At 68.9% G+C, this 13,157-nt stretch carries 13 protein-coding genes; 7 read left to right on the forward strand and 6 right to left on the reverse strand.

All coding sequences use genetic code 11. The features are described from left to right. Positions 1–53 precede the first annotated feature (53 nt). Positions 54–1,655: a glycosyltransferase 87 family protein gene (locus tag ACFYO9_RS24780; protein WP_358778444.1), complete on the forward strand. Its 1,602-nt coding sequence runs from the start codon at positions 54–56 to the stop codon at positions 1,653–1,655. A gap of 130 nt (positions 1,656–1,785) precedes the next feature. Here ACFYO9_RS24780 and ACFYO9_RS24785 read toward each other — a convergent pair whose 3' ends face one another. From ACFYO9_RS24785 to ACFYO9_RS24795, 3 genes are all read right to left on the reverse strand, one after another. Further along, positions 1,786–2,817: an alanine racemase gene (locus ACFYO9_RS24785; RefSeq protein WP_355812078.1), complete on the reverse strand. Its 1,032-nt coding sequence runs from the start codon at positions 2,815–2,817 to the stop codon at positions 1,786–1,788. Positions 2,818–2,882: 65 nt separating this feature from the next. After that, complete coding sequence (locus ACFYO9_RS24790; RefSeq protein ID WP_355812076.1) at positions 2,883–4,004, reverse strand: peptidoglycan bridge formation glycyltransferase FemA/FemB family protein; 1,122 nt, start codon at positions 4,002–4,004, stop codon at positions 2,883–2,885. Between the two features lie 148 nt (positions 4,005–4,152). Continuing rightward, positions 4,153–4,467: a hypothetical protein gene (locus ACFYO9_RS24795; RefSeq protein WP_355812073.1), complete on the reverse strand. Its 315-nt coding sequence runs from the start codon at positions 4,465–4,467 to the stop codon at positions 4,153–4,155. 265 nt (positions 4,468–4,732) lie between these two features. On the opposite strand from ACFYO9_RS24795, the gene rpsF reads away from it, so the two are divergent. The 4 genes from rpsF to rplI all read left to right on the forward strand — a co-directional run bounded on the left by rpsF (position 4,733) and on the right by rplI (position 6,475). Continuing rightward, a complete protein-coding gene (gene rpsF, locus ACFYO9_RS24800; RefSeq protein WP_016644628.1) occupies positions 4,733–5,023 on the forward strand; it encodes a 30S ribosomal protein S6 in 291 nt (96 codons plus the stop codon). A gap of 78 nt (positions 5,024–5,101) precedes the next feature. Beyond that, a complete protein-coding gene (locus ACFYO9_RS24805) occupies positions 5,102–5,701 on the forward strand; it encodes a single-stranded DNA-binding protein (RefSeq protein ID WP_355812070.1) in 600 nt (199 codons plus the stop codon). Between the two features lie 72 nt (positions 5,702–5,773). After that, positions 5,774–6,010, forward strand: a complete 237-nt coding sequence (gene rpsR / locus ACFYO9_RS24810; RefSeq protein WP_003949403.1) for a 30S ribosomal protein S18 — start codon at positions 5,774–5,776, stop codon at positions 6,008–6,010. Positions 6,011–6,028: 18 nt separating this feature from the next. Next, positions 6,029–6,475, forward strand: coding sequence for a 50S ribosomal protein L9 (gene rplI / locus ACFYO9_RS24815; RefSeq protein WP_355812067.1), 447 nt, complete (start codon positions 6,029–6,031; stop codon positions 6,473–6,475). A 190-nt stretch (positions 6,476–6,665) separates the two neighbouring features. Here rplI and ACFYO9_RS24820 read toward each other — a convergent pair whose 3' ends face one another. Then, positions 6,666–8,003 carry an MATE family efflux transporter gene (locus ACFYO9_RS24820; protein WP_355812064.1) on the reverse strand — a complete coding sequence of 446 codons (1,338 nt, stop codon included), beginning with the start codon at positions 8,001–8,003 and terminating at the stop codon, positions 6,666–6,668. Positions 8,004–8,463: 460 nt separating this feature from the next. Between ACFYO9_RS24820 and dnaB the strand changes: the two genes are divergently transcribed. Then, entirely contained in the window at positions 8,464–9,939 is a 1,476-nt protein-coding gene (gene dnaB / locus ACFYO9_RS24825) for a replicative DNA helicase (protein ID WP_355812061.1), read from the forward strand. Between the two features lie 300 nt (positions 9,940–10,239). Here dnaB and ACFYO9_RS24830 read toward each other — a convergent pair whose 3' ends face one another. Both ACFYO9_RS24830 and ACFYO9_RS24835 read right to left on the reverse strand, forming a co-directional pair. Further along, the gene (locus tag ACFYO9_RS24830) at positions 10,240–11,253 is read right to left on the reverse strand and encodes an NADPH:quinone reductase (protein WP_358778445.1); all 1,014 of its coding nucleotides are present in this window, start codon (positions 11,251–11,253) and stop codon (positions 10,240–10,242) included. Between the two features lie 281 nt (positions 11,254–11,534). After that, complete coding sequence (locus ACFYO9_RS24835; RefSeq protein ID WP_358778446.1) at positions 11,535–12,488, reverse strand: SDR family NAD(P)-dependent oxidoreductase; 954 nt, start codon at positions 12,486–12,488, stop codon at positions 11,535–11,537. 83 nt (positions 12,489–12,571) lie between these two features. Between ACFYO9_RS24835 and ACFYO9_RS24840 the strand changes: the two genes are divergently transcribed. Next, positions 12,572–13,078: a MerR family transcriptional regulator gene (locus ACFYO9_RS24840; protein ID WP_358778447.1), complete on the forward strand. Its 507-nt coding sequence runs from the start codon at positions 12,572–12,574 to the stop codon at positions 13,076–13,078. The last annotated feature ends 79 nt before the right edge of the window (positions 13,079–13,157 follow it).

Raw genomic sequence — 13,157 nt, forward strand, 5'->3', positions numbered from 1 at the left:
TGGGCGCGGCGGCCCTCTCCGCGTTCTCCGTCGCGTACGGCAGGATGGCGGGCATGCCCAGTGCAGACCCCCACAGCGCAGATTCTCCCGGCGCGCATTCTCATGGTGCAGAGCACGCGAGCGTCGGCCCCCACAGCTCAGGACGGATCGGTGCGGGCTCGGGCACCGAGACCTCGCTCCTGAGCGAGTACGAGCCGGTGGACCCGCGGGAGCCGGAGCCCGAGCCGGTGCGGCCGACCGAGGAGGACGAGGTCGCCAGGGCCGGCAGCGAGCTGATCGGGGGCCCGACCGGACGAAGAGTGCTGTTCGCGCCCACCTGGTGGACCCCGGTGCGCATCATCGCGCTCGTCGCCCTCGGGATGTTCGCGCTCGGAATGATCCAGAAGATGCCGTGCTACAACGGCGCCTGGTTCTTCGGGGCAAGCTCGCAGTACACGCACGCCTGCTACTCCGACATCCCGCACCTCTACCAGGGCCGCGGTTTCGCCGACGGCCTCGTGCCGTACTTCGACAAGCTGCCCGGCGACATGGAGTACCTGGAGTACCCGGTCCTGACCGGAGTGTTCATGGAGATGGCCTCCTGGCTCACTCCCGGCAGCGGCTCCATCCAGCATCAGGAAAAGATCTACTGGATGGTCAACGCCGGGATACTGATGGCCTGCACCGTGGCCCTCGCCCTCTGCGTCGCACAGACCCACCGGCGCCGCCCCTGGGACGCCCTGCTCGTCGCTCTCGCGCCCGCGCTCGCGCTGACGGCCACCATCAACTGGGACCTGCTCGCCGTCGCTCTCACGGCCGCCGCGATGCTGATGTGGTCACGCGCGCGTCCGCTCGCCTTCGGCGTGCTCCTCGGGCTGGCGACGGCCGCCAAGCTCTACCCCGTGCTGCTGCTCGGGCCGCTGCTGATCCTGTGCTGGCGCGCGGGCCGATGGCGGGCGTTCGGGATGGCCCTGGCCGGCACGGTGGGCACCTGGCTGGTCGTCAACCTCCCGGTGATCCTGCTCGCCGGCGACGGCTGGTCGAAGTTCTACACCTTCAGCAAGGAGCGTGGCGTCGACTTCGGCTCCTTCTGGCTGATCCTGTCCCAGCGCATGGACTCCCCGCTGAGTACGGACACGGTCAACACCCTGGCGACGATTCTGATGCTCCTCGCCTGTCTGGCCGTCGGCGCGCTCGGACTCACCGCGCCGCGCCGCCCGCGCTTCGCACAGCTCGCCTTCCTGTTGGTCGCCGCCTTCGTCCTCACCAACAAGGTCTACTCGCCGCAGTACGTGCTGTGGCTGATTCCGCTCGCCGCGCTGGCCCGCCCGCGCTGGCGGGACTTCCTGATCTGGCAGGCGTGCGAGGTCGCGTACTTCCTGGGGATCTGGATGTACCTGGCGTACACGACGAGCGGAGACGCCCACAAGGGTCTGCCGACCGAGGGCTACCAACTGGTCACCGCGATCCACCTGTTGGGCACGCTCTACCTGTGTGCGGTGGTCGTACGCGACATCCTGATGCCCGAACACGACGTAGTACGGCGAGCCGGGGACGACGACCCCGCGGGGGGCGTTCTGGACGAGGCGGAGGATGTCTTCGTGCTGGGGCACATGGGCCACGTCACCGCGTCTTCCACGGTGAAGTGGGGAACGGGGCCCAGGCGCGTTCGCTGAGGGCGAACCGGCTGACAGGGCTCCGCAGTGCCGAACGAAAGGGGCCGGTACGACTCGTCGTCGTACCGGCCCCTTTGTCTACTGCTCTCCGTCTACTGCTCTGCGGCTTCCTACCGCTCTCCGCGTCTTCTCAGCGGTCGACGATCCGGTCGAACTGCGTGGTGGTGTGCCGCAGATGGGCCACCAGCTCCTCGCCGACCGTCGGCTCCGGCGCGTCGGAGGGCACGAACAGGATCGAGACCTGCATGTGCGGCGGCTCCGCGAACCAGCGCTGCTTGCCCGCCCAGACGAAGGGCGAGAGATTGCGGTTCACGGTCGCGAGGCCCGCACGGGCCACACCCTTGGCGCGCGGCATCATGCCGTGCAACGCCTTCGGGGCCTCCAGGCCGACGCCGTGCGAGGTGCCGCCCGCGACGACGACCAGCCAGCCGTCCGACGCCGCCTTCTGCTGGCGGTAGCCGAAGCGGTCACCCTTGGCGACAGCGGTGACGTCCAGGACGGCACCCCGGTACTCGGTGGCCTCGTGGTCGCCCAGCCAGAGGTTCGTGCCGATCCGCGCGCGGAACCGGGTCTGCGGGAACTGCTGCTGCAGCCGCGCCAGTTCACCCGCCTTGAGGTGGCTGACGAACATCGTGTGCAGCGGAAGCCGGGCCGCGCGCAGGCGGTCCATCCAGCCGATGACCTCCTCGACGGCGTCCGAGCCGTCGGTGCGGTCCAGCGGCAGGTGGAGGGCGAAGCCCTCCAGACGCACGTCCTCGATCGCGGCGTGCAGCTGCGGGAGCTCCTGCTCGCTGACGCCGTGCCGCTTCATCGAGGACATGACCTCGATGACGACGCGGGCGCCCACGAGGCCGTAGACGCCGTCGAGCGACGACACGGAGCGGATCACGCGGTCGGGCAGCGGCACCGGCTCCTCGCCCCGCCGGAACGGGGTCAGGACCAGCAGATCGCCGCTGAACCAGTCCTTGATCCTGGCGGCCTCGTAGGTGGTGCCCACGGCGAGGACATCGGAGCCGAAGCGGGTGGCTTCCTCGGCGAGGCGCTCGTGACCGAAGCCGTAACCATTGCCCTTGCAGACCGGGACGATGCCCGGGAACTGCTCCAGCAGGTGCTTCTGGTGTGCCCGCCAGCGCGCGGTGTCGACATAGAGCGTGAGCGCCATGGCTGGATCCCGGAACCTTTCTCGTGCCTGCGGTGTATCGGAGTTGTGGAAGGAATTGTGCGGGATCAGCGGCGCGACATGTAGATGTCGAGCGCCTTGTGCAGCAGCTTGTTGAGCGGGAAGTCCCACTCGCCGATGTACTCCGCGGCCTCGCCGCCGGTGCCGACCTTGAACTGGATCAGACCGAACAGGTGGTCGGTCTCGTCCAGCGAGTCGGAGATGCCGCGCAGGTCGTAGACGGTGGCCCCCATGGCGTACGCGTCGCGCAGCATCCGCCACTGCATCGCGTTCGAGGGCCGGACCTCACGCCCGATGTTGTCCGACGCGCCGTAGGAGTACCAGACGTGCCCGCCGACGACGAGCATCGTCGCGGCCGACAGGTTCACGCCGTTGTGCCGCGCGAAGTACAGCCGCATGCGGTTGGGGTCCTCGGAGTTGAGGGACCGCCACATCTGCTCGAAGTAGCCGAGCGGCCGCGGGCGGAACTTGTCGCGCACCGCGGTGATCTCGTAGAGCCGCTGCCACTCGGCGAGGTCCTGGTAGCCGCCCTGGACGACCTCGACGCCGGCCTTCTCGGCCTTCTTGATGTTGCGCCGCCACAGCTGGTTGAAGCCCTTCTGGACCTCGTCCAGGGAGCGGTTGGCCAGCGGCACCTGGAAGACGAAGCGGGGCTGCACGTCGCCGAAGCCGGCGCCGCCGTCCTCGCCCTGCTGCCAGCCCATCCGGCGCAGCCGGTCGGAGACCTCGAAGGCGCGCGGCTCGATGTGCGTGGCCTCGGTGTCCCGCAGGCGCTTCACGTCCGGGTTCTGGATGCCTGCCTTGATCGCCGGAGCGTCCCAGCGGCGGATCACGACCGGCGGACCCATCTTCACGGAGAAGGCGCCCTGCTGCTTCAGATGCGCCAGCATCGGCTGCAGCCACTCGTCGAGGTTCGGGGCGTACCAGTTGATGACCGGGCCCTCGGGAAGGTACGCGAGATAACGCTTCAGCTTGGGCAGCTGTCGGTAGAGCACCAGGCCGACGCCGACCAGCTGACCGGTCCTGTCGTCGAACCAACCCAGGTTCTCCGAGCGCCATTCGCTCTTCACGTCAGCCCATGCCGGGACCTGGCAATGACTCGCCGACGGCAGTGTCTGGATGTACGCCAGATGCTGCTCGCGACTGATGGTCCTCAGGGTCAGACTCATTCGGGGCGCTCCTCGGGCTGGTGTGTCCCCATGGGTACAGGGGCTCCGGCTCTCGCGCCGAAGCCTACTGCGCCCCGCGAGCGCCCTGTCTGGGCGTACGGAACTCAGCACCCCGGTCCGCGTGCGCGACCGGGGTGCCCGGAGGCCGTCAGCCGACGATTCCGCCGAAGAGACCGCCGTGTGCCATGCCCAGGAAGAAGCCGACCGCCGATGCGCCGAGGCCGAGGATCAGGCCGAAGCGCTCGCGCGTGGTCACCGAGATGAACTGGCCGTACGCGCCGGCGGCGATCCCGATCAGGCCTGCCCACGAGCTGATCAGATGGAGGTTGTGGAACATCGCCGTCACGAAGGCGATCACCCCGAGCACCAGGGTCACGCCGAGCAGCGTGTCCTGGAGCGGATGGGCTTTGCCGTCGGTGGCGAAGAGAGACGTGCCGGTATTCGGTCGCATTGCTTGTGCCATGGAGGCACCTCCTGCGGAAGGCGGCGCATCGTAGCGCCGTACACACCCGATGTGTACAGATTCTGCCCGTCCGACGCCGGATTTCAACCGGAAGCCTCGGTGCGGGTACTCTGTACCGTCTGCACCGGTGTCTGCCCTGGCCACAGCAAGAGCCCCCGCTCGCGGGAGTCGATTGTCAGTGGCGGCCGATACCGTTGCGTACGCATCACGACCCTCCTGCCACGGAACGACCGTGGCCGCTGAGTCCAAAGGAGGTGGGTTCCACATGCGTCACTACGAAGTGATGGTCATCCTCGACCCCGATCTCGAGGAGCGCGCTGTCTCCCCGCTGATCGAGAACTTCCTCTCCGTCGTCCGTGAGGGCAACGGAAAGGTCGAGAAGGTCGACACCTGGGGCCGTCGTCGTCTGTCCTACGAGATCAAGAAGAAGCCCGAGGGCATCTACTCGGTCATCGACCTGCAGGCCGAGCCTGCGGTCGTCAAGGAGCTCGACCGACAGATGAACCTGAACGAGTCGGTCCTCCGGACCAAGGTCCTCCGTCCCGAGATGCACTGAGCTCTCTAGCTCAGCAGCACCCGGGAATCGAGTAGCAGCAACAAGCAGCCAGCAGCAAACCCGCCGAGAGGTTCCCCCATGGCAGGCGAGACCGTCATCACGGTCGTCGGCAATCTTGTCGACGACCCCGAGCTGCGCTTCACCCCCTCCGGTGCGGCGGTCGCGAAGTTCCGTGTCGCGTCCACCCCCCGCATCTTCGACAAGCAGACCAATGAGTGGAAGGACGGCGATGGCCTGTTCCTCACCTGCTCGGTCTGGCGTCAGGCGGCGGAGAACGTCGCGGAGTCGCTTCAGCGAGGCATGCGCGTCATCGTGCAGGGCCGGCTGAAGCAGCGGTCCTACGAGGACCGTGAGGGCATCAAGCGCACGGTCTACGAGCTGGACGTCGAGGAAGTCGGCGCCAGCCTGAAGACCGCCACGGCCAAGGTCACCAAGACCACCGGTCGCGGTGGCCAGGGCGGTTACGGCGGCGGTGGCGGCGGCCAGCAGGGCGGCGGCTGGGGTGGCAACCCCGGTGGCGGTCAGCAGCAGGGTGGCGGCGGCGGTGCTCCCGCCGACGACCCCTGGGCGACCGGTGCGCCGGCCGGCGGCGGCCAGCAGCAGGGCGGCGGCGGTGGCGGCTGGGGCGGAAGCTCCGGCGGCTCCGGTGGCGGCTACTCGGACGAGCCCCCCTTCTAAGCCTCGGGGCCTTCGGGCCACGGGCCGAGGGTGGGCCGTAACCCCACTTCTTGATCACACAGGAGATACACCATGGCGAAGCCGCCTGTGCGCAAGCCTAAGAAGAAGGTCTGCGCTTTCTGCAAGGACAAGGTCACGTACGTGGACTACAAGGACACGAACATGCTGCGGAAGTTCATTTCCGACCGCGGCAAGATCCGTGCCCGCCGCGTGACCGGCAACTGCACGCAGCACCAGCGTGACGTCGCCACGGCCGTGAAGAACAGCCGTGAGATGGCGCTGCTGCCCTACACGTCCACCGCGCGATAAGGGAAGGGTGACCGACTAATGAAGATCATCCTCACCCACGAGGTCTCCGGCCTCGGTGCCGCCGGCGAGGTCGTAGACGTCAAGGACGGCTACGCCCGCAACTACCTGATCCCGCGGAACTTCGCGATCCGCTGGACCAAGGGTGGCGAGAAGGACGTCGCGCAGATCCGTCGCGCGCGCAAGATCCACGAGATCGCGACCATCGAGCAGGCCAACGAGGTCAAGGCCCAGCTCGAGGGCGTCAAGGTCCGTCTGGCCGTCCGCTCCGGCGACGCCGGTCGTCTCTTCGGTTCCGTCACCCCGGCCGACGTCGCTTCGGCGATCGAGGCTGCCGGTGGTCCGAAGGTCGACAAGCGCCGTGTCGAGCTGGGCTCGCCCATCAAGACCCTGGGCGCTCACACGACGTCCGTGCGTCTGCACCCCGAGGTTGCCGCGAAGGTCAACGTCGAGGTCGTCTCCGCCTAAGCACTGCGCTTGGCAGAGTTGAAGCAATCGTTGGGCCGCACCCCTGGGGTGCGGCCCAACGTGCTTCGTGGAAGATGCTTCGTAGAACGTGGATGTGCTGCGTGCTGCGTGGCTGATTCACGTGAAACAGAGCGCGTCGCCCGGTTTCACGTGAAACAGGGCCCGTCGGCCGCGCCCCCGCACCGCGTCCTCAGCGTGTGGCGCCGGTGACGAGCCAGCGGCCGGAACGGGAGCGCAGCCACAGGGTCAGCATCCGGACCGCCATCATCAGCGTCATCGCTCCCCACAGCGCGGTCAGGCCGCCGCCGAAGGTCGGTACGAGCAGGGCCACCGGAGTGAAAGCGGCCAGGGTGACGATCATCGCCCAGGCGAGGTAGGGCCCGTCGCCCGCTCCCATCAGGACGCCGTCGAGAACGAAGACGATCCCGCAGATGGGCTGGGCGAGCGCGATGACGACGAGAGCCGGCAGGGCCGCGTCCTGGACGTCGCCGTCGCCGGTGAAGAGCGGGATGAACACGGGCCGCGCGAGGACGACCAACAGGCCGAGGGCGACGCCCGAGGCGATGCCCCACTCGACCATCCGACGGCAGACGGCGCGCGCGCCGTCCGGATCGTCGGCGCCCAAGTAGCGGCCGATGATCGCCTGGCCCGCGATGGCGATGGCGTCGAGGGCGAAGGCCAGCAAACTCCATAGGGACAGCACGATCTGGTGGGCGGCCACGTCGGAATCGCCGAGACGGGCGGCGACGGCGGTCGCGATCATCAGGATGGCGCGCAGTGAGAGGGTGCGGACCAGGAGCGGTGCACCGGCCTGTGCACAGGCCTTTATGCCGGCGGCGTCGGGGCGCAACGAGGCGCCGTGTCGGTGGGCCCCGCGTACGACGACGTAGAGGTAGATGGCGGCCATGCCGCACTGGGCGATGACGGTGCCCCAGGCGGAGCCCGCGATGCCGAGGTCCGCGCCGTAGACCAGGCCGACGTTGAGGACGCCGTTGGCGACGAAGCCGCCGATCGCGACGTACAGCGGGGTCTTGGTGTCCTGCAGGCCGCGCAGCACTCCGGTGGCGGCGAGAACCACGAGCATGGCGGGGATGCCGAGCGAGGAGATCCGCAGATAGGTGACGGCGTAGGGGGCCGCGGTATCCGACGCGCCGAAGAGTTCCACGAGGGCGGGAGCGGTCGGCAGTACGACGGCGATGACGGCGGCGCCGAGGAGCAGCGCGAGCCAGATGCCGTCCATGCCCTGGCGGATGGCGGACTGCAGATCGCCGGCGCCCACCCGACGCGCGACGGCGGCCGTGGTGGCGTAGGCGAGGAAGACGAAGATGCTCACCGCGGTGGTGAGGAGCGCCGATGCGACGCCGAGGCCGGCCAGTTGCGCGGTGCCGAGGTGGCCGACGATGGCGCTGTCGGCCAGCACGAAGAGGGGCTCGGCGACGAGCGCGCCGAAAGCGGGGACGGCGAGCGAGATGATCTCTCGGTCGTGCCGTCGCCGGGCGGCCTTGGGCGCCGCGGGAGCCTGTGTCATGAGCACCAATGTAATCTTCCACAGGTAAGAGATGCAATGCTTTAGAGACCCTTACCTGACTGCTCTTTCCGTGCGCCGCGGGACGTGGTTTGCAACGATCTTGGTCCGACTGGGGAAGTTTTTCTTCTGCACAGCCGGTGGATGGGAAAGATGCAGGTCAGAGGCGTTTCCGGACGTAGGCTGAGGGCTTGTTCACAGGCCTGTCCACCGGACCGTGCACAGGTTTCGCGGGGTTCTCCACAGCCTGGGGTCCGTCATCCACACCGCCTGTGGATAACCAGATTGGCTGACGGTGCCCACAGGCCTACCGTGGTCCGGCGCCCGCCTCGTCGTACGACCTCGGAAACCGCGTAAAACCGACGCGTCAGAACCGGAGTTGGGCCCGCTTATTTGTCAGTGTCGTGCCGTAACAAAGAGGGGCACGGCGAGGTCCGCTCGGCGGACGGGAGGAGGTGGCCCGGTGAGTATCTCCGAGCCTTTGGACGACCCCTGGGCCGACAGCGGTCCCAGTGACCGTCTGCCCGTCTCCCGTCAGCGCCGCGACGGAGGCAGGGGCCGCGACGAGCAGCACGACCGGGGCCGGGAGAGCGGCTGGGACGGCGGTGGTTCGTCGTTCGAGCGTGTCCCGCCGCAGGACCTCGACGCGGAACAGTCCGTGCTCGGCGGCATGCTGCTGTCCAAGGACGCCATCGCCGATGTCGTCGAGGTGCTCAAGGGCCACGACTTCTACCGTCCGGCGCACGAGACGATCTACGCGTCGATCCTCGACCTGTACGCGAAGGGCGAGCCGGCCGACCCCATCACCGTGGCGGCCGAGCTCACCAAGCGCGGCGAGATCACCAAGGTCGGCGGCGCATCGTATCTGCACACGCTGGTCCAGACGGTCCCGACCGCGGCGAACGCCGAGTACTACGCGGAGATCGTCCACGAGCGCGCGGTGCTGCGCCGCCTCGTCGAGGCCGGCACCAAGATCACGCAGATGGGATACGCGGCCGACGGCGACGTCGACGAGATCGTCAACAGCGCCCAGGCCGAGATCTACGCGGTCACAGAGCAGCGCACGACCGAGGACTACCTTCCGCTCGGCGACATCATGGAGGGCGCCCTCGACGAGATCGAGGCGATCGGTTCGCGGTCGGGAGAGATGACCGGCGTGCCGACCGGCTTCACCGACCTCGACCAGCTCACCAACGGTCTGCACCCGGGCCAGATGATCATCATTGCGGCCCGTCCCGCCATGGGTAAGTCGACGCTCGCGCTGGACTTCGCGCGAGCCTGTTCGATCAAGCACAACATGCCGAGCGTGATCTTCTCGCTCGAAATGGGGCGCAACGAGATCGCGATGCGTCTGCTGTCCGCCGAGGCGCGGGTGGCGCTCCACCACATGCGCTCCGGCACGATGACCGACGAGGACTGGACCCGGCTGGCCCGGCGCATGCCCGACGTCTCGGCCGCCCCGCTCTACATCGACGACTCCCCGAACCTGTCGATGATGGAGATCCGCGCCAAGTGCCGCCGCCTCAAGCAGCGCAACGACCTGAAGCTCGTCGTCATCGACTACCTCCAGCTGATGCAGTCGGGCGGTTCCAAGCGGTCCGAGAGCCGTCAGCAGGAAGTCTCGGACATGTCGCGAAACCTGAAGCTCCTGGCCAAGGAGCTGGAGCTGCCGGTGATCGCGCTCTCGCAGCTGAACCGTGGCCCCGAGCAGCGCACAGACAAGAAGCCCATGGTCTCCGACCTGCGTGAATCCGGCTCGATCGAGCAGGACGCGGACATGGTGATCCTGCTGCACCGCGAAGACGCGTACGAGAAGGAGTCTCCGCGCGCAGGCGAGGCGGACATCATCGTGGGCAAGCACCGTAACGGCCCGACGGCGACGATCACCGTCGCCTTCCAGGGCCACTACTCGCGCTTCGTGGACATGGCACAGACCTGATCCGGCACGTGTGCGGGGTTTCGCATTCCGTGTCGGAATCTCGCGGCCGATGTCGGCTGGATGTCGGATCCGACACGGCGTGGGGTTTGCGGGTTGTCCCGTCGCCCTCCAGCAGGCAGGTTCTCCATGGTCTGCAGACCGGCCTTGCGGGTTCTCGGTCGCAGTGGAGGCAGCCCAGACGCCGAGGTCGCCTCCCGGCAGGGAAGTGTGCCGGACTTTGAAGGCGGCCGCGGAGACGACCTTCGTCCTAAAGAGGTGCACGGCCCATCCGAGGGCGACGGACGGTCATCAGTGCCACGGTCACGGGATGTCGAGCAGGACCTTCCCCACGACACCCTGCTCAAGCGCGGTGTGGGCGTCAGCGATGCGCTCCAGCGCGAAGCGGTGCAGCGGCAGCCCGGCTTCCTCGCCCACCCGTAGCGCCCGCGCGCCTACGGCCGCCGCGACGTCGGTGAGTGCCTGCTGCTTCGCCGCGGGTGGCACGGTGTAGACGAAGACGCTCTGCCAGCGCAGGTTCGACGACAGCGAGGAGAGCACCGGGACGGACAGCCGCTCGCCCTCGCCACCCGAGTAGTAGGCCACCACAGCACCCCGGGCAGCCACGGCGATGTCGAGCTCGGTGTTGGCGCCCGGTGCGACCTCCACGACGATATCGACGCCCGCGGGGGCGAAGTCCAGGATCTCTGCGGCCGCGTCCTGCGTGCGGTAGTCGACCACCCGGTGGGCACCGGCCGCGCCCGCCAGCGCGGCCTTGACCGGGCTGCTGACCGTGGTGATGACACGCGCTCCGGCCCAGTGGGCGAGTTGGACGGCCGCGTTGCCGACAGCGCCGGCGCCGCCCGCCACCAGCACGGTGGTGCCCCGCAGGGTGCCGGGCGCGATACGCCCCGGTCCGCCGTCATGAACGGTCAGCGCGCGGTGGGCGGTCAGGGCCGGAACGCCCAGGGCGGCGCCGAGCTCGAACGGAGCGTGGTCGGGCAGGGCGACGGCATGCCGGTCGGGGACGAGGGTGTACTGCTGTGCCGTCCCCCAGGGCCGCTCCCACGCGGCCTCCCAGATCCACACCCGCTGTCCGAGCCGCTCCGGGTCGACCTGCGGACCGACGGCGTCGATCACCCCGGCGCCGTCCTGGTGGGGCACCTGCTCGTTCATGCCCTGCGGCAGCGCGCGTCTGCGGCTACGCCAGTCGGTGGGGTTGACGCCCGAGATGTGCATACGGATCCGTACCTCGCCGGGGCCGGGCTCGGGCACCGGACGCTCGACGAGCCTGAGGACCTCGGGGCCACCGGCAGCCGTCCGGATGACGGACTTCATCTCCCGCCCTTCCTTTCGTTCGCCCCTGGCGACAGTCGGCCAGCACCTGGGGAGGAGACCACTCTGTATCGGGGTATCGGGCACCCTCTGAACCGCCTTGCAGAGCGGGCTATTCCGAGAGTCTCGACGAACCCTGCACGAAGCCCGGCATCGCTGGCTCGCACAGTGCGTCGCCCGCGGAGGCGCACACTTCAAACCGGAGAAATGACACGCGTCTGAGGCCGCAATTCCGCGACACGGCCTGAGGCACCATGCAGATCCTCAGGTCCCGTGCGTCCGGTTCAGAGGGCGCTGAGGCCGGTGAGTTCGCAGGAGAGGTCCCAGAGCCGGGCCGCCGCGTCCGGGTCGACGGCCCAGGGCTTGACGCCGCCGATCAGCATGTCGTCGGTGGTGGCGGGCTCGGCGACGTCGCAGTCCTGGCAGTACGCCCCGCCGCGGCCCTCCAGCAGGGGCGAGGTCGCCGCCCACACTGCCGTCGCCGCGCCCTGTTCAGGGGTCTTGAAGCCCTCGGCGGGTGTGCCGTCCGGAGTGATCCAGCCCTGGGCGAGCTGCTCGTCGCGGGGGATGTGGCGCTGCAGTGGCGTGAGGATGCTGCCGGGGTGGACGGCGAAGGCGTGCAGGTCGCGGGGGGTGCCGAGCCGGTCGAGGTGCAGGGCGAAGAGGGCGTTGGCGGTCTTGGACTGGGCGTACGCCAGCCAGCGGTCGTAGCCGGAGCGGAAGTGCGGGTCGTCCCACCGGATGTCGGAGAGGAAGTGCCCGGAGGATGCGACGGCCACCACGCGGGCCCCGGCGGACGCGAAGGACGGGGACAGGCGGTGGGCCAGCGCGAAGTGCCCGAGGTGGTTGACGGCGAAGTGCGCCTCCCAGCCCGGGCCGACGCGCGTCTCCGGACAGGCCATGACGCCCGCGCCGTTGATGAGGATGTCGAGTGGGCGGCCTGTCTCCAGGAAGCGTTCGGAGAAGACACGGACGCTCTCCAGGTCGGAGAGATCGAGCGCCCGGACCTCGGTTCGAGGGAGGCCATGCAGGGCGGCCTCGGCGGTGTCGGGACGGCGGGCCGGGACGATGACGTGGGCGCCCGCGTGGACGAGGGCACGGGTGGTCGCGAGCCCGAGTCCGGAGTAGCCGCCCGTGACCAGGGCCGTGGCACCCGTCAGGTCCACGCCCGCGAGTACGTCGGTGGCCGTGCTGTGGGCGCCGAATCCGGTGCCGAGCTTGTGCTGTTCGGTGATCATGAGCGGGACGCTAGGACCTTGAGCGCAGGCTAGGTCAAGCGGTCGAAGCGGAGGCCGGTTCCAGCGGTCGATACGGTCCTGGCATGAGCGAGGACGCGGGCGGGCTGCCCGACGAGACGACGTTGCCAACGAGGCCGGCGAGGACGACAAGGCCGACGAACGGGCTGTCCATCGGCCAGGTGGCGGAGGCGACCGGCCTGAGCGTGCACGCGCTGCGCTTCTTCGAGCGCGAGCGCCTCTTCCTCCGCGAGATTCCACGCTCCGGCGGGGGACAGCGCGTCTACGAACAGGCCGATGTGGACTGGCTCCTGCTCTGTCGGCGGCTGCGCGACTCGGACATGCCGATCGCCACGATCCAGAGGTTCGCGGCGCTCGTACGCTCCGGACCGGGCAACGAACCGGAGCGCCTCGCGCTGCTCCAGGAACACGAGCGCGCCGTCCGCGCGAAGATCGACGACCTCGCCGCCTGCCTCGACGTCATCCACGGCAAGGTCGTCACCTACGAGCAGCACCTGCGCGACGGAACGGCCGCCGGGCTCTGGTCGCCCCGGCCGCTCACCCTCCCGCGACGCGATGCGTCGGTGCAGTGACGGACCACCACGACGCCCCTGCGCCACGGACGAGCAGTGTTCCGCGGTGGCTGCCTGGTGGGCCACGAGGCGTGACGGG

Origin of the sequence: Streptomyces sp. NPDC005863, assembly GCF_042871345.1 — a bacterium.
Lineage (GTDB): Bacteria > Actinomycetota > Actinomycetes > Streptomycetales > Streptomycetaceae > Streptomyces.

Coding starts and splice junctions, on each gene's coding strand:
- ACFYO9_RS24785 (WP_355812078.1), bottom strand. CDS start 2,817: ATGGCGCTCACGCTCTATGTCGACACCGCGCGCTGGCGGGCACACCAG.
- ACFYO9_RS24790 (WP_355812076.1), bottom strand. CDS start 4,004: ATGAGTCTGACCCTGAGGACCATCAGTCGCGAGCAGCATCTGGCGTAC.
- ACFYO9_RS24835 (WP_358778446.1), bottom strand. CDS start 12,488: ATGATCACCGAACAGCACAAGCTCGGCACCGGATTCGGCGCCCACAGC.
- ACFYO9_RS24780 (WP_358778444.1), top strand. CDS start 54: ATGCCCAGTGCAGACCCCCACAGCGCAGATTCTCCCGGCGCGCATTCT.
- rpsR (WP_003949403.1), top strand. CDS start 5,774: ATGGCGAAGCCGCCTGTGCGCAAGCCTAAGAAGAAGGTCTGCGCTTTC.
- ACFYO9_RS24840 (WP_358778447.1), top strand. CDS start 12,572: ATGAGCGAGGACGCGGGCGGGCTGCCCGACGAGACGACGTTGCCAACG.
- ACFYO9_RS24805 (WP_355812070.1), top strand. CDS start 5,102: ATGGCAGGCGAGACCGTCATCACGGTCGTCGGCAATCTTGTCGACGAC.
- ACFYO9_RS24830 (WP_358778445.1), bottom strand. CDS start 11,253: ATGAAGTCCGTCATCCGGACGGCTGCCGGTGGCCCCGAGGTCCTCAGG.
- rpsF (WP_016644628.1), top strand. CDS start 4,733: ATGCGTCACTACGAAGTGATGGTCATCCTCGACCCCGATCTCGAGGAG.
- rplI (WP_355812067.1), top strand. CDS start 6,029: ATGAAGATCATCCTCACCCACGAGGTCTCCGGCCTCGGTGCCGCCGGC.
- ACFYO9_RS24820 (WP_355812064.1), bottom strand. CDS start 8,003: ATGACACAGGCTCCCGCGGCGCCCAAGGCCGCCCGGCGACGGCACGAC.
- ACFYO9_RS24795 (WP_355812073.1), bottom strand. CDS start 4,467: ATGGCACAAGCAATGCGACCGAATACCGGCACGTCTCTCTTCGCCACC.